The sequence below is a fragment of the Gilliamella sp. CG16 genome (genome assembly GCF_046635785.1).
Taxonomy (GTDB): Bacteria; Pseudomonadota; Gammaproteobacteria; order Enterobacterales; family Orbaceae; genus Gilliamella; species Gilliamella apicola_I.
Window position 1 is genome coordinate 147718 of record NZ_JBIDFL010000003.1, and the last position, 21942, is coordinate 169659.

At 35.0% G+C, this 21942-nt stretch carries 20 protein-coding genes; 13 read left to right on the forward strand and 7 right to left on the reverse strand.

Features of this window, described 5'->3' with window-relative positions:
- Window positions 1–103: 103 nt before the first annotated feature.
- The gene (locus ACGH47_RS04880; RefSeq protein WP_267350295.1) at window positions 104–775 is read right to left on the reverse strand and encodes a phosphoribosyltransferase family protein; all 672 of its coding nucleotides are present in this window, start codon (window positions 773–775) and stop codon (window positions 104–106) included.
- A 310-nt stretch (window positions 776–1085) separates the two neighbouring features.
- Here ACGH47_RS04880 and ACGH47_RS04885 point away from each other — a divergent pair, with 310 nt between their 5' ends.
- Window positions 1086–1649: a peptidylprolyl isomerase gene (locus tag ACGH47_RS04885; protein WP_267350293.1), complete on the forward strand. Its 564-nt coding sequence runs from the start codon at window positions 1086–1088 to the stop codon at window positions 1647–1649.
- Between the two features lie 100 nt (window positions 1650–1749).
- Here the strand turns inward: ACGH47_RS04885 and ACGH47_RS04890 are convergent, their stop codons facing one another.
- Window positions 1750–2352: a tetratricopeptide repeat protein gene (locus ACGH47_RS04890; RefSeq protein WP_267350291.1), complete on the reverse strand. Its 603-nt coding sequence runs from the start codon at window positions 2350–2352 to the stop codon at window positions 1750–1752.
- 153 nt (window positions 2353–2505) lie between these two features.
- Window positions 2506–3798, reverse strand: coding sequence for an aminopeptidase PepB (gene pepB / locus ACGH47_RS04895; protein ID WP_411622918.1), 1293 nt, complete (start codon window positions 3796–3798; stop codon window positions 2506–2508).
- 94 nt (window positions 3799–3892) lie between these two features.
- Here pepB and ACGH47_RS04900 point away from each other — a divergent pair, with 94 nt between their 5' ends.
- Window positions 3893–4666, forward strand: a complete 774-nt coding sequence (locus ACGH47_RS04900) for a tyrosine-protein phosphatase (RefSeq protein WP_267350288.1) — start codon at window positions 3893–3895, stop codon at window positions 4664–4666.
- A gap of 107 nt (window positions 4667–4773) precedes the next feature.
- The gene (gene ftnA, locus ACGH47_RS04905; RefSeq protein ID WP_267350286.1) at window positions 4774–5292 is read left to right on the forward strand and encodes a non-heme ferritin; all 519 of its coding nucleotides are present in this window, start codon (window positions 4774–4776) and stop codon (window positions 5290–5292) included.
- 52 nt (window positions 5293–5344) lie between these two features.
- On the opposite strand, the gene ACGH47_RS04910 is transcribed toward ftnA, so the two are convergent.
- Window positions 5345–5983: a 4'-phosphopantetheinyl transferase family protein gene (locus tag ACGH47_RS04910; RefSeq protein WP_267350285.1), complete on the reverse strand. Its 639-nt coding sequence runs from the start codon at window positions 5981–5983 to the stop codon at window positions 5345–5347.
- A gap of 77 nt (window positions 5984–6060) precedes the next feature.
- On the opposite strand from ACGH47_RS04910, the gene metC reads away from it, so the two are divergent.
- Complete coding sequence (metC, locus tag ACGH47_RS04915) at window positions 6061–7278, forward strand: cystathionine beta-lyase (RefSeq protein ID WP_267350283.1); 1218 nt, start codon at window positions 6061–6063, stop codon at window positions 7276–7278.
- A gap of 32 nt (window positions 7279–7310) precedes the next feature.
- Entirely contained in the window at window positions 7311–8591 is a 1281-nt protein-coding gene (gene tilS / locus ACGH47_RS04920; RefSeq protein ID WP_411622919.1) for a tRNA lysidine(34) synthetase TilS, read from the forward strand.
- Between the two features lie 91 nt (window positions 8592–8682).
- Here tilS and ACGH47_RS04925 read toward each other — a convergent pair whose 3' ends face one another.
- Window positions 8683–10872 (reverse strand): heavy metal translocating P-type ATPase, encoded by a 2190-nt coding sequence (locus tag ACGH47_RS04925; protein ID WP_267350280.1) that lies wholly within the window; start codon window positions 10870–10872, stop codon window positions 8683–8685.
- Window positions 10873–11112: 240 nt separating this feature from the next.
- Between ACGH47_RS04925 and ACGH47_RS04930 the strand changes: the two genes are divergently transcribed.
- A complete protein-coding gene (locus ACGH47_RS04930; RefSeq protein ID WP_081299091.1) occupies window positions 11113–11439 on the forward strand; it encodes a winged helix-turn-helix transcriptional regulator in 327 nt (108 codons plus the stop codon).
- A gap of 108 nt (window positions 11440–11547) precedes the next feature.
- On the opposite strand, the gene suhB is transcribed toward ACGH47_RS04930, so the two are convergent.
- Window positions 11548–12351, reverse strand: a complete 804-nt coding sequence (gene suhB / locus ACGH47_RS04935; RefSeq protein ID WP_411622865.1) for an inositol-1-monophosphatase — start codon at window positions 12349–12351, stop codon at window positions 11548–11550.
- 425 nt (window positions 12352–12776) lie between these two features.
- On the opposite strand from suhB, the gene ACGH47_RS04940 reads away from it, so the two are divergent.
- The 5 genes from ACGH47_RS04940 (at window position 12777) to ACGH47_RS04960 (ending at window position 17711) form a co-directional block, all read left to right on the forward strand.
- The gene (locus ACGH47_RS04940) at window positions 12777–13727 is read left to right on the forward strand and encodes a tetratricopeptide repeat protein (protein ID WP_411622866.1); all 951 of its coding nucleotides are present in this window, start codon (window positions 12777–12779) and stop codon (window positions 13725–13727) included.
- A gap of 306 nt (window positions 13728–14033) precedes the next feature.
- Window positions 14034–15029: a peptidase U32 family protein gene (locus ACGH47_RS04945; RefSeq protein ID WP_255556881.1), complete on the forward strand. Its 996-nt coding sequence runs from the start codon at window positions 14034–14036 to the stop codon at window positions 15027–15029.
- A gap of 158 nt (window positions 15030–15187) precedes the next feature.
- Window positions 15188–16066, forward strand: coding sequence for a U32 family peptidase (locus ACGH47_RS04950; protein ID WP_267350274.1), 879 nt, complete (start codon window positions 15188–15190; stop codon window positions 16064–16066).
- Window positions 16035–17246, forward strand: coding sequence for a cysteine desulfurase CsdA (gene csdA / locus ACGH47_RS04955; RefSeq protein ID WP_267350272.1), 1212 nt, complete (start codon window positions 16035–16037; stop codon window positions 17244–17246). Before ACGH47_RS04950 ends, csdA begins: the two co-directional genes overlap by 32 nt.
- Window positions 17247–17315: 69 nt before the next feature.
- On the forward strand, window positions 17316–17711 hold the full coding sequence (locus tag ACGH47_RS04960) for a SufE family protein (protein ID WP_267350271.1): 396 nt from the start codon (window positions 17316–17318) through the stop codon (window positions 17709–17711).
- Window positions 17712–17760: 49 nt separating this feature from the next.
- Here the strand turns inward: ACGH47_RS04960 and dolP are convergent, their stop codons facing one another.
- Window positions 17761–18339, reverse strand: coding sequence for a division/outer membrane stress-associated lipid-binding lipoprotein (gene dolP, locus ACGH47_RS04965; RefSeq protein ID WP_411622867.1), 579 nt, complete (start codon window positions 18337–18339; stop codon window positions 17761–17763).
- Window positions 18340–18568: 229 nt separating this feature from the next.
- On the opposite strand from dolP, the gene ACGH47_RS04970 reads away from it, so the two are divergent.
- Window positions 18569–19267: a DUF1266 domain-containing protein gene (locus ACGH47_RS04970; RefSeq protein WP_267350269.1), complete on the forward strand. Its 699-nt coding sequence runs from the start codon at window positions 18569–18571 to the stop codon at window positions 19265–19267.
- Window positions 19264–21939: a hypothetical protein gene (locus ACGH47_RS04975; RefSeq protein WP_411622868.1), complete on the forward strand. Its 2676-nt coding sequence runs from the start codon at window positions 19264–19266 to the stop codon at window positions 21937–21939. Before ACGH47_RS04970 ends, ACGH47_RS04975 begins: the two co-directional genes overlap by 4 nt.
- Window positions 21940–21942: the final 3 nt, after the last annotated feature.

The following is a 21942-nucleotide window of genomic DNA, read 5'->3' on the forward strand; positions in this document are numbered from 1 at the left end:
ACATAACCCCTCACTTTTGATGCAATTAGGTAATAAACTAGCTAATTGATTTGTTGTAATAGTTGACTAACTATGTTGGTTATTATAGGGACTGTTTACAATTTTACAATACTGTGCGACATAAACAAATCACTTGAATATTCATTGCCCCGCATTTTTTTAGCTGCTGACTAACAGCATTTATTGTGTTTCCCGTAGTGACAATATCATCAATAAGCATTACCGATTTTTGAGAAAGATTTTTTCGACATTCATAAAGTGTTTCTACATTTTGTTTACGTTCTTTTAATGAAAGCTTTTTCTGATCTATTGCTCGTTGATGTCGATAGAGTAAATGAGGATAAAAATCACAATTTAACCATTTCGCTATCAATTTTGCCAATAATTCTGCTTGATTAAATCCTCTTGACCAATAACGTATATGATGTAATGGAACGCAAGTGACTAAATCCGGTTTTATGATTTCATTTGCAAGTCGTTTTTTATACCATGTTAAAAACATTAATCTTGCCAGTGCCAATGTCAGTTCCGTTTTATGATAAAACTTTAATTGCTGAATTAATTTTTTTAACGGATTAATGTATTCGCTAGTCGCAATTAATGTATCCCAGTAGGGTTTATTTTCAAGACAACGATAACAAATCTGAGTGGATAAAGAATGCGGTAAACAACATTGCGGACATACCTTGTTTAATTTCGGTATGTTTTTTGAACATTGATAACAAATTCCATGATGTGCCAAATATAATGGCATATTGCATAAGAAGCAACGCATAATTCTCCAACTTTAAAAATAATGTCATCCAAAAATTTAAAACAATCATTTAATAAAGGATAAAACGTCAATACTAAGAGTTTGTTTTCAGACCATCGCATATCGTTCAAAAAATACTTTTTTCAGCCATAAAAATAGTACTCAAATGCAAAAACTTACTTATAATATCTTGTTTAACATGTTGAAAAATATTAAATAAACAATAACTCGAACTATTTCACAAAATTTTTTTGTATTTTGCACAATTGTTATTTAAATAAATTTTATATTCGGTATAATCAACAAACAAATGGACTAAGGAACAAATATAATGAATAAAATCATATCATTAATCATCACATTGTGCTTAATTTTACTTTCACCCATTGCATTAGCAGATACAAAAGTATTGTTGCAAACCAGTATGGGGGATATTGAAATTGAATTAGACAATGAGCATGCACCAATTACGACCAAAAACTTTCTTGATTATGTTAAAAGTGGTTTCTATGAAAACACCACTTTTCATCGTGTGATCCCTAATTTTATGATTCAAGGTGGTGGAGCAGACGGTGAATTAAAATTTAAAGAAACAAATGCCCCAATTAAAAACGAAGCAGATAATGGATTAAAAAATGTGCGTGGTACGATTGCAATGGCCAGAACCGGTGTCATCGATAGTGCAACGAGCCAATTTTTTATTAATGTTGTCGATAATCATTTTCTCAACCACGATCCATCCAAAGATTATGGTTACGCAGTATTTGGAAAAGTGATAAAAGGAATGGATGTTGTTGATAAAATTGTCAATGTGCCAACTAAACGGATGGGCCCACATCAAAATGTACCGATTGAGCCAATTTATATTAAAAAAGCAATTATCATAACAGAATAAATGATTTTATTTATTCTACTTCATTTATTCAAAAGAACTGTCTTAATGATTTAAGACAGTTCAGTTTTAACATATTTTAATTAGTTCTATTTGTTTTATATTATCGCAAGCTTTTATTATCACAAGCTTCATCTATGCCAAGACTACAGGCTTTCTTAAAGTACTTAATGGCTAACAGTCTATTTTTTTCTACTCCTTCACCATTGTAATACATGACACCTAAATTATTTAACGCTTCTGGCGAATCTTGCTCCGCTGCTTTCTTATACCAGAACACAGCTGTTTCTTTATTTTTTTCGACACCTTCCCCTTCATCATACATTATCGCTAAATTATATTGAGCATCAACTAAACCTTGTTCGGCAGCTTTTTTATACCAATAAACAGCCTTTTGATCATCTTCTTCAACACCTTCACCTTCATCATACATTAGTGCTAAATAATATTGTGCCTGATCATATCCTTGTTCTGCTGATTTAGTTACCCAATGTAATACCTTATCGAAATCTCCCTCAACGCCCAAACCTTCCTCATAAGCTTGAGCCAAATAAAATTGAGCTTTTTTATCACCTTGTTCGGCTTCTTTTTGGCAAGCATCAAAAGCTTTATCATACTCTTCTGAATTCCAATATTTCTCACACTCGCCAGCGTAGGTTGCATTTGAAAACAATACTATTAACAAAATAAAAAATACTTTTTTCATACCTTTCCTTATATCTCTAAATTATAAACATTTGACAAATTTTAAACTCTGCCTATTGTAGGAAAAAAACTCAAATTAGCAATAACAAAAATTATTAAGAATTATTAAACTAATCGGTTTTAATAAATAGATATTACATCCCTTAACAATGAATCATGCTTTTTTTAATTTACTCAATAAGTGAGCAATAGTTCTGACCCCAACACCTGTTGCTCCCGTTGCCCATAATGCAGTTGCACTTTTACGGAAAGTGGCTGAGCAATCGATATGTAACCAGTTTTGCTGATAATTTTTAATAAAATGTGATAAAAATGCCGCTGCAGTACTTGCCCCTGCTGTGTTAGGTAATCCAGAATTAGACATGTCTGCAAAGGATGAAGGAAATTGAGAGCGATGAAATTCGGCTAATGGTAAACGCCAAAATGCTTCATGCTCAATATCGCTACTTGCCAATAACAATTGAGCAAATTTATCATCAAATGAAAGTAGTGATTGATAATCATTACCCACCGCAATTTTTGCTGCACCCGTCAATGTTGCACAATCGATAATATAATGTGGTTTATCATTATCGGCACAAATTAACCCATCGGCTAACACTAAACGACCTTCAGCATCGGTATTATCAATTTCAACTGTTTTACCATTACGATAACAAATAATATCCCCTAGTTTAAAAGCGCTACCACTCACTAAGTTATCTGCACAACATAGATAAAGTTTAATACGGTGATTTATGCCTCGTGCAATAGCAAGCGCTAATGCACCAGCGACTAGCGCTGCTCCGCCCATATCTGAGCGCATCGACTCCATAAAACTACTTGGTTTTAAACTATAACCACCAGAATCAAATGTGATCCCTTTACCCACTAAACAAGCAGTAACCGGTGTTGTTGGATTTTTACCCGGATTATAATCAAGTTCAAGTAGCGCTGCCGGTCTATCTGAACCTTTGCCAACAGTATAGATCCCCATATAATCATGCTCTTTTAATGCTTCGCCTGAAATAATTTTGTATGTTACGTCTGTCGAATATTGACTGATGAGTTTGGCACTTTGCGTAGCTAATTCAAGTGGGCTCAATGTTTCCGCTTGCTGGTTAACAATATCTCGACACCAATCAATAATGGCCAGACGATGTGTTAATTCTGCCTTATCTTTGCTATCCAGCTTTGCCCAAGTGACTTTATTGTTGTTTTTTGCATTACGATAACCCAACCAAAAATGCCAACAAGCTTCTAAATCCCATCCTTGACCACTAAGTTTAACCGATTTAATACCTTGATTATCGAGTTTACGCCCTGCACGTTGAATTGCCCCTAAACGATGCTCAGTTTTATAATGAATGGTAATTGATTCATCTGAAAAACTCAGTAGTGCATCTTTACCCCATTGCGAGGGTGCAGGTTTTTCAGAAAGTAAAATAGATAACATCGACATAAGCAGAACTCCAATTATTGATAAAAATAAAACAATGGCTTAATTCTAATCAGAAACATGCTAATATAGCAAGCAGGTTAAGAATAAATAAGGATTCGTTATGACATCTGCTGTACCAATAAAAAATGGAATTAATTTTCGTGATTTAGGTGGAATTAAAACACAAGATGGACGTCAAATACGTAAAGGAAAATTATATCGTGCAGGTGAATTTTCACGTATTAGCGAACAAGAAAAAGACTTCTTAGCGAATGAATTAAAATTACACTACATTTTAGACTATCGAGATCCGAACGAAATCAATCGCTATCCCGACAATTTATGGCGTAATGCCAACTATATTAATGTTCCGGCAAATCCATTAAGTGATGAAGTGACAGCCAGTTTAACCTCAGAAATTGAAGATGATATTTTTACCATTAAAAAAACGTCACCCTTTGATTTTATGATCAAACTTTATCAATTATTACCTTTCAATAATCCTGCTTATCAAAAACTCACTGACATTTTATTAAATGGTAATGGGCAGCCCTTAGTTCAGCATTGTGCTGTCGGCAAGGATAGAACGGGCATTGGTGTCGCTTTAACACTGTTTGCATTAGGCGTGAGTGAAGACGTTGTCATGCAAGACTATCTACTTACCGAACAATTATTAAAAGATTTTCGTGACACCATTCTTAACCAGAATAAAAACCAATTAACGGCAACCGAACTTGAAAATCAAAAAGTGATTTTTGCTGCTAAAGAAGCATACCTAACCGCCGCAATAACGGCAATTAAACAGCGTTATCAGACTATTGATAATTGGTTAGATCAGGAATATCAATTAGATAATAACAAAAGAAAGGTACTTCAAGACCTTTATCTAATTTAGACAATATCAATGATATAGATAGTTAATCTATACTTAAATAATAATCACATCAACGATGTTATCGATTGAAATGTGAAGTCATAAAATAGCAATGTGAGGAAATAAAAATGTTAACCGATCAAATGGTCAAAAAGCTTAATGAGCAATTAAATTTAGAGTTTTACTCTTCAAATCTGTACCTACAAATGAGTGCCTGGTGTGATGACCAAAATTTTCCATCTTTCGGAAAGTTTTTAAGAGATCATGCGGGTGAAGAACGCCAACATATGGAGCGCTTATTTGATTATGTTTTGGATTGTGGTTCCTTAGCTTTAATTGGCAAAATTGAAGCCCCTGAATCACAATATCCTTCTTTACTTGAATTATTTAAAGTGGCTTATCAGCACGAGCTTAAAATTACCAAAGCAATTAATGCGCTGGTTGATTATGCGTTAACACAGAAAGATTTTTCGACATTTAACTTTTTACAATGGTATGTTTCTGAACAACATGAAGAAGAAAAACTCTTCAAAAGCATTGTCGATAAACTAGAATTAGTCGGTGAAAATAAGCGTGACCTATTCTTTATGGATAAAGATTTTAACAAAACGTTAAGTGAATCAGGTTTATTAACGACCAACAAATAATTAATACAACATGTTAATCTGCTTCATTTTTTGATGTGGCAGATTAGCGTCTTTAACGTTGTAAGATAAACCTTGTTATCGGCACACTACTATTGACCGCCAAATGGACATCATCAATCTGCTGATATTGATAATAAAAATGACTTGCAAAAGGAGCATGAATCAATTGGTGATTAAGGTCAATTTTCACAGATTTCATTTGCCAAACACCTTTCGCATACAGCTTTAAAGCAGACTCTTTTAACGTCCATAATTGCCAAAAAGCCGATAATGTATCGGTTTGCGCTATCATCCATTGATATTCATCATCATCAAAAAAGTTTTCTGCTACTTTTAAATAGTGTTTACGCTGGCGAGCAAGTTCAATATCTAAACCTACTTTACCGTTTAAAGATATCGCGACAGCTACCCTATCTTGGCTATGGCTGATATTAAAATCAGGAAGAGTTCGATCTAAAAAACATGGGCGACTATTTTCACCGATTACGATTGTTGGCAAGGTAGAGCAATGGCAATACTGATTAAGCAAATCTGCTAATATCGAACGACAGATTAAAAACTGTTTTTTACGTTGTCCATTCATCTGATTGGCATCGTTGATAATTTGCTCTGATAACAACGCATAATTAATTGTCGCCGTATTTAAATTGGCTAGTTGGACGATTAGCATAATTGAAAAGCCAGTATTCATAAAAATTATTTTTTACTATTTTAACAGCATGCTATGCTAACTGTTATTAAAATTTCTCAGATAGCTAAGGATACATCATGTCATTACAAACCAAATTAGTGAATGCTGGTCGCAAAAAACGCTATACCCAAGGCGCTGTAAATTCGGTAATTCAGCGTGCTTCTTCATTAGTCTTCGACACTGTCGCTGCCAAAAAAGAAGCAACAGAAAATCGAGCCAAAGGGGCACTATTCTATGGACGCCGAGGCACATTAACCCACTTTTCACTTCAAGATGCCATGATTGAAATTGAAGGCGGAGCCGGATGTTATCTTTATCCATGTGGTGCAGCTGCAATTGCTAATGCCATTTTAGCTTTTGTAAAAACCGGGGATCATATCCTTGTATCCGAAGCCAGCTACGAACCAACTCAAGAATTTTGTAATCATATTTTAAAGGATCTTGGCGTCGAAACCGATTACTTTTCACCTTTAGTTGGTCGCTATATCACTAACCATATTAAACCGAATACCAAAGTCGTATTTTTAGAATCGCCAAGCTCCATTACCATGGAAGTGCATGATGTACCGGCCATCGTTAAAGCGATTCGCCATGTAAATCCTGATATTATCATTATGATGGATACGACTTGGGCTGCTGGTGTATTATTTAAAGCCTTAGATCATAATATTGATATCTCAATTCAGGCAGGCACAAAATATTTAATTGGTCATTCTGATGCAATGTTAGGTACCGCGGTTGCTAATGAAAGATGCTGGGATAGACTACGAGAACGTTCTTATTTAATGGGACAAATGTGCGATGCCGATACAGCTTATATGGCAGCACGAGGGTTACGCACCTTAGCTATCAGATTAAAACAACATCATGAAAGTGGATTAAAAATAGCAAAATGGTTGGCTAATCACCCGCAAGTTGCAACAGTGAATCACCCAGCATTAGAAAGTTGTAAAGGACATGAATTTTTTAAGCGTGATTTTACGGGAGCAAGTGGACTATTTTCTTTTATACTTCATGATCGCCTAAGTGATGTTCAACTTTCCGATTTTCTGGATAATTTAACCCATTTCTCTATGGCTTATTCATGGGGCGGATTTGAGTCATTAATTTTAGCCAATCAACCGGAAGAACTAGCTAAAATTAGACCTGTTTCGGGTATTAGTTTTACAGGCACACTCATCCGATTACATATCGGTCTTGAAGACCCTGAAGATTTAATTGCTGATCTTGCTGCTGGTTTAGAAAGAATCAATCAGCATAATCATAAAGCAAATGCACTACAAAGCTTAGTATAATCGGGAAAAACATGGATAATCAAAGTCAACTCATGATTGATCAAACCATCACACAGACCATTTCAACATGTTTAAAAAAACACCGTAAGCTATTGGTAGCTTATAGTGGCGGGGTTGATTCCACTGTATTGTTACATGCACTAGTCAAATTGAAACAACAAGCTGATCTAGCAGTACGAGCCATTTATATTCATCATGGTTTAAGTCAAAATGCAGATAATTGGGCAAGCCATTGCCAACAACAATGCCAACAATGGAAAATCCCTTTTATTATTGAAAAGGTTAAGCTTGATACCTCGGCAGGCAATATTGAAGAACAAGCTCGACATGCTCGTTATCAAGCGATTTATCGTCATTTGAAAAGCGATGAAATGCTATGCACAGCACAACATCTTGATGACCAATGCGAAACGTTTTTGTTAGCTTTAAAAAGAGGAAGCGGTCCATCAGGGTTATCAGCCATGCCCGTTGAAAACCAACAACATCTTCGACCGTTACTCACTATTTCACGTAAACAAATAGAAGCGTATGCCAATTGGCATCAATTAACTTGGATAGAAGATGAAAGTAATCAAGATGACCATTATGATCGCAATTTTCTTAGATTAAATGTTTTGCCAATTATTGATCAACGTTGGCCTCAGTTTTCACAAATGGTTGCCCGAAGTGCATCGCTTTGCCAACAACAAGAAGCTTTAATTAACGAGCTGTTACTTAACGATTTTCATCAAGTATTAACCCAGCAAGGTCAGCTACGCTTGTCGCCATTACGCGATTATTCAGAATATAAACGCAATGCCATTTTACGCATGTGGCTACGACATCAACACGTTATGATGCCTAGCCAAAAACAACTAGCACTTATTTGGCAAACCATTGTTCAAGCAAAGAACGATGCTAATCCGCAATTCGTTTTACACCATAAGCAAATTCGCCGTTATCAAAATTTACTTTATCTATTGCCACTTTATAAAGATACTGAACAACAAGTCATAAATTGGGATCTGACTTCGCCTTTAGTTTTACCCGATCATATCGGTGAGTTACATGCTCTTTATCAAGATGATTTAACGTGTCGTCTACCGAACAGAGACGAACATGTTACCGTACGCTTTCATGCTCAAGGACAGCTTCAAATCGTTAATCGTCAAGGCTCAAGAGCAATCAAAAAACTATGGCAAGAACACCATATTCCACCTTGGATGCGAACACGCATCCCTTTGATATATTATAATGAACAACTTATTTGTGCTGTCGGCGTGTTTGTGACTGAGCAAGGAAAAGGTTCGCAAATTGATTTTCGTGTCACTTAGCACATAAGCCACTTGCTCATTATCAATCAGCTATCAAACCATTAAGGGACATTATCCATTGCCCCTTAAGTTAAAGGTTAACAAGCTAATTTTATTTTGTTTCTGCTCTTGGCTTCCAGCGTTTTAGTAATAATGCATTAGTCACCACACTAACACTACTTAAAGCCATAGCAGCGCCAGCAATCATTGGGTTTAAAAAACCAAATGCCGCTAATGGAATACCAATTAAATTATAGAAAAACGCCCAAAATAAGTTTTGTTTGATCTTATTATATGTTCGACGAGAAATATCAATAGCATCAGCGATAAGGTATAAATTACCTCGCATTAAGGTAATACTTGCCGTATGCATTGCCACATCAGTACCTGTTCCCATGGCAATGCCGATATCAGCGGCAGCCAACGCTGGCGCATCATTAATGCCATCCCCTACCATTGCTACTTGATTATTGGTGTTGGTATGGCTCTCTTTTTGCAATTGATATATATAGTTGGCTTTATCTTGGGGTAACACTTCGGCTATCACTTTATCTAAGTTTAATTGTTGACCCACATAATTTGCCGCTTGTTGATTATCACCAGTTAGCATGACAGTATTAACATGCAAGTGATGTAATGCATCAATTGCATTTCTCGCTTCAGGTTTAATCACATCAGCAAAGCCAAATAAAGCAAGTATCACGACACTATCTTCAGCTTGTTGTTTAGCCAAAAATGAAATAGTGTACCCTTTACTGGTTAGCTCATCTATTTTATCATCCATGTTTACAAAATAGGCGTTTAACGATTTCATCCAACGCAAACTTCCTAAATAGTATTCGGTATTATCAATCGTTGCCATGACGCCCGATCCTGTTACTGATGTGATATTTTTCGCATAATCATACTTTTTAGCTTTAGATAACATAGCTTTTGCTAATGGATGTTCACTACCAGCTTGCATCGATGCAGCAAGTGACAAAATCTGATCGGGTGTTTCAGTTCCAACGACATCGATTTCCACCAAGTCAGGTTTACCTTCTGTTAAGGTGCCTGTTTTATCAAATGCGACAGTGTTAACATTATGCAAGGTTTCTAAAGCTTCAGCATCTTTAATCAAAATACCTTGACGTGCAGCCACACCCGTGCCAACCATAATCGCTGTGGGTGTTGCCAATCCTAAAGCACATGGGCAAGCAATCACCAATACAGCAACGGCATGAAGTAATGCTTGTTGCCAATCATGATAAATAATTCCCCAAGCCAATAAGGTAATCAAAGCAATGATCAAAATGACTGGGACAAAAATTGCGCTGATACGATCGACAATTCGCTGTATAGGTGCTTTTTTAGCCTGTGCAGATTCGACCATTTCAATAATTTTAGACAGTTTTGAATCAGATTGGATAGCGGTAGTTTTGACGATTATCAGTCCTTCACCATTAATGGTACCACCCGTGACCACATCATTAACAGTTTTATTAACTGGAAAACTTTCTCCGGTTAACATCGATTCATCACTACTGGATGTGCCTTCCATAATAATACCGTCAACTGGAATACGTTCACCGGGTTTAATTACGACAATATCGTTCACTTTAACTTGGCTAATCGGTAAACTAATTTCGTGATCCCCTTGTCTGACTAAAGCGACTTCAGGTCTTAATGCTGAAAGTGCTTCGATCGCTTGTGTGGTTTGATGTTTCGCTCTTGACTCTAACCATTTACCCACTAAGATTAAAGTTATAATTACAACAGATGATTCGAAATAGAGATGATCATAATGCCCTGTAATTAATTGATATAACGATAAACTATAAGCCGCACTGGTACCTATAGCCACTAATAAATCCATATTACCGGTGAAAGCTTTTAAAGCACTAAAACCACTTCGGTAAAATTTAGCACCAAGACCGAATTGAACAATCGAAGCCAGAATAAATTGTAACCATGCAGGCATCATTAAATGGAAACCAAATGGCTCTAATAACATTGGTAAAACAAAAGGAATAGCGAATAAAATGGACACCACAATCGGCCAAAGTGATGCTTGTTTTTCAGTATCTTTTGCATGTGTTTGCTGATCCGTCATTTTCACCGCATGATAACCTGCTTTGTCTACCGCTGACATCAGTGTTGCTAAATTAACATTTGAATTTGCTTTAACGGTTGCTTTTTCAGTCGCTAGATTCACGCTAACATCAATTACTCCATCAACCTTTTTAATCGCCTTTTCAACACGACTAACGCATGATGCGCAGCTCATATCTTCAACATAAAAATTATATTCAACTGTTTTCATTTGACGCATCCTTTGGTGATAGGGTTGTTAAGATTAAAAAACGTTCTCAACAAATTTTTTTGATTACTTAACAAATATTTTAATACTAATTATTCGAATAACAAGAATGCACTTTTTTGATATATACTATCCAAAAAGATACTATTGAGGCATTAAGTGAAAAATCATTTAGTTAAAACCTATAACAACGAGCAAAGCTTGGAATCTGTTATTCACTGTCCGGTTGAAACAACAATCAATATGATTGGAGGTAAATATAAATCATTAATTTTATGGAAACTGATGACAAACAAAACATTAAGATTTTCTCAGTTACGAAAAGAAATTCCTTGCGCCACACCAAAAATGTTAACTCAGCAGTTACGTGAACTCGAATCCAATCAATTAATCAACCGAAAAGTGTTTCCTGTCGTCCCACCAAAAGTAGAATATTCCTTAACAGATTTTGGCAAAAGTATTAAACCTGTATTAGAAGCAATGTATCAATGGGGAAGCCATTGTTTAAATCGCCAAGGACTAAATATCAATTGTACAATGGCAGCAATAGCTGACCAACCTAAACAATAATCACTTTAATACAAGATGCTTTGCATCAATTACTTTTTCTTAGTGATCAAAAAGACAAGCAATAAATAAGAGGAAACAGCGTTATTACAACGCTGTTCATAATAGAAATTAATTACGTAATTTTTCTGGCCAATCGTTTTGAGTAGACACTAATAAATCTTTCACAACTCGTGGATTACCAGCCACAACATTACCTGATACCATATAATTATTACCACCGGCAAAATCGGTAATGACACCACCAGCTTCACGTAAGATGAGTTCACCTGCCGCAATATCCCAAGGTTTTAAACCGATTTCGAAAAATCCATCTAAACGACCTGCTGCCACATAAGCCAAATCTAATGCTGCTGAACCAGTGCGACGAAAATCACCGCATTTAGTAAATAATTTTTGTAAAACTGCAAAATAGCTATCGCTATATTGTTTCGCTTTAAATGGAAATGCGGTTGCCAGTATACTTCCATTTAAATCTTTAGCATTACTGACACGAATACGATAGCCATTTAGCTGAGCACCCTTACCACGTGCAGCAGTATACAATTCATTGCTCATTGGATTATAAACCACTGCCACTTCGGTTTTACCTTTTACTCGAGCAGCGATAGATACAGCAAAATGTGGGATATTCTTAATAAAATTGGTGGTACCATCAATTGGGTCGATTATCCACTGCGTATCGGTATCGCTACCTTTAGCAAGACCACTTTCTTCAGCGATAATAGTGTGATCTGGATACGCTTTTTTAATTGTTTCAATAATTAAAGCTTCAGCAGCACGATCTGCGTTGGTTGCAAAATCGTTAGCACCTTTAGTATCAATTTCGATTGAACTAGGATTTTCATAAGCCTTAATGGCAACATTACCTGCTTTGCGAGCAGCACGAATAGCAATATTAAGCATCGGATGCATAATTTTCTTCCAATTGATGATGTTAAAGAACGGGTTGTTTTGGCAAACCTAAAAAGTGATACCAAAATTTACGGCATAGTATAAAGGTTTTATAAGCTTATTGCCAGATTATGTTGGGAATGTCAGCGATATTATTGATTTTGAGAAAAATAACGCAACATCCCAAATTCACCGCATTAAATAATGTTTTGATACGTTAATAATTTATTAAAGAGACTAGCTGCTACATAAATAATTCCTATCAACATATTATTCACTTATCACTAACATTATTTTCGATTTTCACCGTATGCATTGCTAAATAATTTTCACATATTACAAACTTATTTAATAAAACTTTATTAAAAGACGATACTTATAAACCATTATCGATGTAATTTGATACAATATATTTGCTATAAATTGTTATAAATAGGAAAAAATGGATGAAGAAATTAATATTAATTTTATGCTTATTTTTTTCAGTGAACACCCCCATTTTCGCTGATGAAAATCAAGAAATTAATTATAAGGATGAGTACAGAAAAGCAACTATCCAAAATGATGCTGAAGCACAATTTCATGTAGGTTATATGTATGAAAAAGGCATTGAAGTTGAGCAAAGTTATACCAAAGCAGCTCAATGGTATGAAAAAGCTGTAAAACAAAATAATGAAAATGCCTCAGTTTATTTAGGTTCCTTATATTTGAATGGTTTAGGCGTCACTCAAAATTTAGATAAAGCAAAAAAACTGATTGAAAAAGGCGCATTGAACGGTAACAGTAGTGGCGAGTTTTATATGGGGCTTTTTTATGATTTAATTGCTCAAAAGCCAAGAGCAAAAGGAATCGAATCCAATTTAAAAAATGACGCAATCAATCAAAATTATATCATGGCTAGAAAATGGTATGAAAAAGCATTAAAGCATGGAGAACCAGCTGCGGCCGGAAATCTTGGTGTTTTGTATGAAGCTGGAAGAGGTGTCAAACAAGATGACGTCAAAGCAAGAAAGTATTATGAACAAGCCGTAAAAGGAAATGCCATTGTTTCAAATAATAATTTGGCTAACTTTTATTATCTTGGAAAAGGTGGATTGAAACAAGATTACGTAAAAGGTAGAAAATTAGATGAAAAAGCAGCGAAAAAAGGTTACGTTGAGTCACAATTCAAATTAGGTTGGCTATATTTTAACGGAAACGGCGTTAAACAAGATTATCGGCAAGCCCAAAAATGGTTTGAACTGGCTGCTGAGCAAAATCATGGTGAATCACAATACTATTTAGGACTTATTTATCAACAAGGACTGGGACGAGAAAAAGACATTAACACAGCTAAACATTATTTTAAGCTGTCTTGCCAAAATACTGGCGATGAAGACGCCTGCCAATTACAATAATCACACGTTGTATTGTTATTCAGTCGATAAAATCACCTTGATTTTTCTCTTCATCAGTCGTTATCGTTAAGGTGATTTTGTCCTATTTTAAGTACAAAATAAAAGAATATTTATCATGATTGACCAACTGCAATTTGTGAGCAATAGAGTTAGTATTCTGGCAATTTTCCTGACAGTTAGTTAATCTATTTAATCCACACTATTGTTACTTTTTTCATCGCATACTTGGCTTTCTAGTCGCTTTAAATTGGGAATTATTGCATAATACACGACGTATAAATTACCGAACTTAACTTAGGAATTATTATGGAACTTCTTTGTCCAGCAGGTTCATTGCCATCACTTAAAATAGCCATCGATAATGGTGCTGATGCCGTTTATATTGGTTTAAAAGATGATACCAATGCGCGTCATTTTGCTGGTTTAAATTTCAATGAGAAGCGATTAATTGAAGCCGCTGATTATGTACATAAACGTGGTAAAAAATTGCATATTGCGATAAATACTTTTGCACATCCTGAAAATTTTCAGCGTTGGCAACATGCAGTTGATACCGCGGCTAACATTGGTGCTGATGCGTTAATTATTGCTGATCTTGCTATGCTTGATTATGCTGCCGAAAAGTACCCTAATCTTGAACGCCATGTTTCCGTTCAAGCCTCTTCAACCAATGAAGAGTCAATTAAGTTTTATTATAATAATTTTCAGGTTCATCGTATTGTATTGCCACGTGTTCTGTCGATGCATCAAGTTAAACAGTTATCAAAAGTTTCTCCCGTCCCTTTAGAAGTTTTTGCCTTTGGTAGTTTGTGTATAATGGCTGAAGGACGTTGCTATTTATCGTCTTATTTAACAGGTGAATCACCTAATACGGTTGGGGCATGTTCTCCAGCTAAATTTGTGCGATGGGAAGAGACCGACAAAGGTCTTGAATCTCGTTTGAATAACGTATTGATTGATTGTCATAAAAAAGGTGAAAATGCTGGTTATCCAACCCTATGTAAAGGACGTTATTTTGTTGGAGAACAGCTTTATCATCCAATTGAAGAACCAACCAGTTTAAATACCATTGAGCTATTACCCGAGCTGTTTGCTGCCAATATTGCATCGGTCAAAATTGAAGGGCGTCAACGCAGTCCAGCTTATGTTGAGCAAGTAACCAAAGTATGGCGACAAGCAATTGACCGTTATAAAGCCAATCCACAATCATTTCAAGCTGAACAACATTGGATGGATACATTAGGCTCTGTGTCGGAAGGAACACAAACAACATTGGGTGCTTATCACCGTAAATGGCAATAATTGAGTATTTTAGACTTTAAATTCATATTATTGGAAAAGACACTTATTAAAAATAAAGTGGCGTTACTTTAATTTATATTATTGAATTTATTTAATAAAATATCATTTTAAATGATTTGATAAATGATCTAACATAAATCAATATAGTGAGCAAAACTATGAAATATGCATTAGGCCCAGTGCTTTATTATTGGCCTAAAACCGAAACAGAAGCTTTTTATCATGCGGCAAAAGAAAGTGAAGCCGATATTATTTATATGGGCGAAACAGTTTGTACTAAACGCCGTGAAATGAAAGTCCCTAACTGGCTTGAATTAGCTAAAGAAGTCGCTAAATCAGGTAAACAAGTTGTGCTTTCAACGTTGGCTTTGCTTGAAGCTCCATCTGAATTAAATGAATTAAGATTACTCGTTAATAATGGCGATTTTTTAATTGAAGCCAATGATTTAGCTGCAATTAATATCGCTCAAGAAAATAAATTGCCTTTTGTTGCCGGCCCTGCGATTAATTGCTATAACGCTTACACGTTAAAATTATTACAAAAACAAGGTATGGTACGTTGGTGTATGCCCGTTGAACTTTCTCGGGATTGGTTAGCAAATGTACTAAATCAATTTGATAGTCTCAATATCGAGCGAAATTTTGACGTTGAAGTTTTCAGTTACGGTTACCTGCCGTTAGCCTATTCAGCTCGTTGTTTTACGGCACGTTCAGAAGATAAACCCAAAGATAAATGCGAAACATGTTGTATCAAATACCCTGTTGGGCGTGAAGTGTTTTCACAAGAACAACAAAAAGTATTTGTTTTAAATGGAATCCAAACACAAAGCGGTTATTGCTATAATTTAGGTAATCAACTCAAAGAGATGAATGGTTTAGTTGATATTGTTCGTATTTCACCACTTGGGTTGGAAACATTGGATATTGTGAAACAGTTTAGAGCGAACGAAGAAGGATTAAATCCGCTACATATAGAGCATAAACGAGACTGTAATGGGTATTGGAATGGAATTGCAGGACTTGAACTTAACCAGTAAAAAGTTTTCTCATCAAAAGTTTAGAGCAGAATTTCCTGCTCTGAACAATGAAAACGTGTATCTTGATTCAGCCGCAACATCACTCAAGCCCCAAGCGATGATCGATGCGACGCTGGAATATTATGCACACAATACTGCAACTGTTAAACGCAGTTTGCACCCTAATGCCTTACAAGTGACTGAAATAATAAATCAAGCTCGGCAAAATGTCGCTGATTGGATTAACGCTTCAACGAGCAGTGAAATTATTTGGACAAGTGGTACGACCGAATCCATTAATCTTATTGCACAAAGCTATGCTCGACCTTTGCTAAAAGCAGGTGATGAGATTATTGTCAGTGAATTAGAGCACCATAGCAATTTATTGCCATGGCTAATTGTTGCAGAGCAAACGGGAGCCAAAGTAATTAAATGGTCATCAGTTATTGATGATCTGACTTCACTTCTATCAGAACGCACAAAAATTGTCGCCATTACACAAATGTCAAATGTGACAGGATTTTGCCCGGATTTAGCAGCAATTAGCCAAATCGTTCACCAATATAATGCCATTTTAGTGGTGGATGGTGCTCAAGGTATTGTTCATCATCCCATTGATGTTGATAAACTTAATATTGATTTTTATGCATTTTCAGCGCATAAATTATATGGTCCTACAGGACTCGGTGTATTATATGGTAAACAAATTTTGCTTGAGACTATGCCCGTTTGGCATGGTGGAGGTAAAATGCTAAAAAGTGTCTCTTTCGATCACTTTATACCTGAGCAACATCCGTATAAATTTGAAGCAGGCACACCCAATATCGCCGGAATGCTAGGCTTTAATGCAACGTTTGAATGGCTAAAACGTTGGGATTTTAATCAAGCACAAGTATATTCCGAACAATTAGCCGATTATGCAAAATCACAACTTAGTAAACTAACCAATATTCAATTTTACAGTGTAAATAATAGTTCAATCATCACATTTAATATCCACAATATTCATCATAATGATATTGCTATCTTATTAAGTGAACAAAACATTGCAATACGCACTGGTGAACTTTGTGCTCAACCATTAATGCAAAAGCTAGGTTGCCAAGGTGTCATTCGTCTTTCATTGATGCCTTATAATAACAAACACGATATCGATCGTTTTATAAATGCATTACAACATGCAATACAAATCTTGGATTAATTGTATTATCACCAGCTTTTGTTAACTTTAAATATTTATCATTATGTAAACGACAAATAGGTCTATATTATGCTATCGCAGCAAACATTAACGGAATTATTATTGAAACAACAAAACTGGCAAGATCGTTATCGGCAAATCATTGCGTTATCAAAACAATTGCCTGACTTTCCAGCCGATTTAAAAACAGATAGTAACCAAGTCAATGGTTGTGAAAATCGAGTTTGGCTTACTTTTCAAAAACAAGCTGATGATACTTTTATTTTTCAAGGTGATAGTGAGGGTCGAATTGTTAAAGGGTTACTCGCAATTTTACTTATCATTGCAAATCATAAAACAGCGAAGCAAATTCAGGCTATCGATTTTCAGTTTGAATTAAGTAAACTTAAAATTACCGACGAGCTTAGTCAATCTCGCCTAAAAGGATTAGATAAATTAATAGAGCGAATTCAATCAGTTAATTAGAATAATAAAAGGGCGAAATATCTTTCCGCCCTTTCATCGATTTCACTTTTTACTTATCTAAATAAGTAAAAAGTGTGATAACTTTTTTAACACCAGCTACTTTACTGGCAACAACTGCAGCAGCTTTACCCTCTTCAGGTTTGACAATACCAATTAAAAAGACTTCGCCATTTTCGGTAACGACTTTAATATTTCTGGCTTTTGTTGCCGAATTTAAGACTAATTGTGATTTAACTTTGGTTGTAATCCATGCGTCATTGGTAATGGTTCCTGCACCAACAGACTCACCGATACGAATTTGATTAAATACTTTTTTGACACCTTCAACTTCATGAGCAAGATTTTCGGCTTTCATACTCTGTTCATTATTTGCTTGTCCGGTTAAAAGAATATTACCGTCATAAGCACTCGTTGAAATACGTGAACCATTAAAAGCTGATGTATTTTCTTTTAATTTCATACCCATTCGTGAATTCAGCGTTGTATCATCAACTTGAGTCCCGGTTGTACGCGGATCTGAAGCAACTTTGGCTGTAGCCGTTGCACCGGCTCCAATTACCGCAGCAACACAGCCTTGTAACATCAATGAGCCAGACATTAATATTACCGTTAAGGCAATTTTTCTCATTATAACTCCTTCATTTATGGCTTAGTAATGTGTAACTGATGACAAAATAAATTGATTTTATTATGCCTTGCACAAAGTAATTTGCAAAACAATTTTACTGTTATTCATAATAATTATTGTTTATTTTTTTAAAAATAATAAACGAAAAACAGTAAAACAGACTGACGTCTATTTGAAAAATCTGTTATCTTTATACACTAAACTATGTATTGATATTTTATAGGCTAATATGGAACAGGATTATATTGATTGGCTATATGGTTTGTCAGCGCCAATGGTAATATTAAATAAAAGATATGGAGCAAGCTATACCTCACCTTTTTTTTATCCTAACGATGATTTTATAGATTTGAAAGAGAGTTGGGAAATAGATTCTCGGGAAACTTTACTTGATTGCGTTTTCACCATGATTGATGATGGACATGCACCATTATTATCTGAATTCTATTCTAAATATTCTCAATTGTCTGAATTTGATTGGCTCAGCTTTTATGAACGTCAAACTGATTATCATAAAGTGATACTTAAATTTGTTGAGCAAACATTTCCTATCTGTAATATTGCAGGAATTCGTAGTTGGGATTATGCCCGGATGGCCTATCTTCTACGACTTGGCACGACGAATAAATATGTCACTGAAGAAGAATGTTTATGGATTTTGCATAGAATTGGGTTACGTTCAACATACTTTTATCAATCTTGGCAACACTACCTTGTTAGTTGGTTTATTGGTTTACAATATTGGAATAATTTACAGATTAAAGACGATTTAGAAAAATTACGCTGTGAATTATCCCGTCCATCTAAAGTAACATCCATGGCAAATTTATATGAAGACAAACAAGCACCCTTTAACCGATTACCATGGTTTATTGATATTGAGAAATTTGAAAAGCCAGAATCATTAAGGGAGTATGATTGGTTATGAATGAACATATTTGGCAACTACTCGAAATAGAAAAAACGACGGATACTGTCGCAATACGTCAAGCCTATCGAGCCAAGTTACCCTTTTATCATCCCGAAACAGACCCGATTGGATTTAAAGCTTTACGTGAAGCTTATGAGTTTGCAATACAGTATGCACAGTCAACCGAACAAATGGATGGGCAATCACAACAAGAATCACAAGAGCAAGCAGTCAATCACCCCCTTACAGAAAAACAAATCAAAGAAAATGAAATTTATACTGCTTATCAAGCACTTTTGAACGATCCACAACGGTGTTTTAACGCCGATGAATGGCAAAAATTTATTAGTTCATTTTACGATTACCCAATGGCAATCATTGATTCGGTAAAATGGCGTCTATTAGAAATAAGTTATGAAGCAAGCAATGTATCAAATGCTTGTATCAAACTGTTAGCGGATAATTTGCGTTGGCGCCAACAACTGAAAATACAATCTCCCAATCAATCTGAAAGGTATGATATCTTTTTAAATCATATTGAGAGTGAAGATTTATTTGACTATACCCTGTTACCCACCACAAACAGAGCTCTGCAAGATGCAACGATAAATTATATCGATTATACCAAATGGTTATTTTACGAACGTAGAAGTAGTGATCTTTATGACTTTTTATCACAAGATACCGTCATCTATTTACCCAATGATAAAAGCTTAATGCTTCAATTTGCTAATTGGCACTGCGTTGCAAGAATCCCTAATCAAACCTTATTAGATTATGCGTTGAAATGCATCACTCAAGATGATCAAGATGAACATATCAATATCGAATGGAAATATATTGCAGCAATTCAATATACTATGCTTGATAAAAAACATGAGTCTTTACAGGCTTGGCTTGATCTTTATAACTCAGGTCATTATCAAGAAAAAGCAGCCAGTTGGATAGCGGGCTGGTGCTCACATTATGCTAGTGATTACTTTCCATTGTTAATTATCGCATTGAATAACTCTTATTGTATCGCTGCAGAAACATCAGAAACTTACCTTTACGCAGTTCCTCAGTTAACAGCAACAACGGTTGCACGACTAGCACAAATTGATCCTGATGAGTATTCCCCTGAAATTGCGAGTTTTATCAAATGGTCGTTAAATGTGAGTTGGAATTATCGTCAAATTCTTGCACTGTTGTTACTTGATGACGGTACTAATCGTTTATATCGCTTATATCGTCATGCCATTATGTTACGACATGGTAATCAAACTTTATTACAACAAATTATTGATGAACAGAGTAAAGATGACTTTGAGTATTTTATTCTACAAAATTTACAACGCCAAGCTCGGCAACATTTAACATGGCTTGAACAAATTCCACCCGTCAAAGAATTTAAAGCTTGGCTGTATGATAGTGATGAAAATACGCCCATTCCAGATAAATTTGATCCTAACTTGAATGGGTACGAACAATACTATGGTCTTTTATGGTTGGATAGATTCGATGCCATTCCGGAGCGTGCCAAAAAACATCTTGATAATTTTTCGCGTTATGCAAATATAGAGATGTTTGACTGGTTTATTTTCTTAGAATCTGAACACTATTACCAGTTTCCAACTCCACCTGATTCATCGTGTGATAAAAACGTTTATTGGGAGTGGTATCGTCAATTTATTTTAACGATGGCTATAATTAATCAACCCTACGAAACAGCAAAATATCTTCGAAAAGAAAATAATACGTTTAAATTAACCGATGATGATCAAATGCTTCCAGTGATTAATATTTTCAAATATGGAAACTGGCAAAATAAAACTGAGCTCTATAATTTAATGGATAATAATAGTGGGTTAATCAATAGTATTTTAATCAATTACCCAGATTCAATCGAATCTGATATAGACTATCCTGAAAAAATTGATTTAAAAGATATCGAAAATAAAATCGAACAATTGTGGCAAACCAAATTTGCCAATCAAAACCCTTATTATTTAATGATATTAAATGCCATTTTGTTATATAAACCTGAACAAAATCTGAAATTACAACAAACGTTGAATAAAATTGCAGGTGATAATGATGATTTACAAAAAATCGCAAATTCGCTCGAAAAACAGTGGTTATTTCCATCTTCAGTAAATAAAGATAAATATCAACATAATGATCTAACGGCTAGAATAATATATCTTAAAGAATGTTTAGCCAACTACTGTGGTCTAATTGAAGAAGATGATATCGAGATGTTAGAAGGGCTAAAAAATCATTCAGACAATAATATGATATTACGCTTATGTGCCGCCATACTTTTAGCTAGAAATCGTGAAAATCAAAAACAAGTTGATGCATTATCTCTACCTGAAAATAAATGGTGGCAATTTTGGCGTTTAAATGGACGAACAAATCGTAAAGGATTTTGTAAACAAATTTTTTATAGTCTGTTAATTATTGGTTTTTCTACCTTATTTCTTGATAGATATTTGTCCGAAGCATCAATATATAACGAAGTTTCAAAATTTGCTTATATGATTTCGGGAATAAATATTATTTTCGCATTAAAACGACGTGCAAATGATAGTTATTTAGGTGAACCAAGTTACTTCATTATTTATACCCTATTTTTACTGATATTATTACCTTTCTGGAAACCTAGTTATAAAAAAAATAACCGATATGGACCGCCTGTGAAGGAATAGATA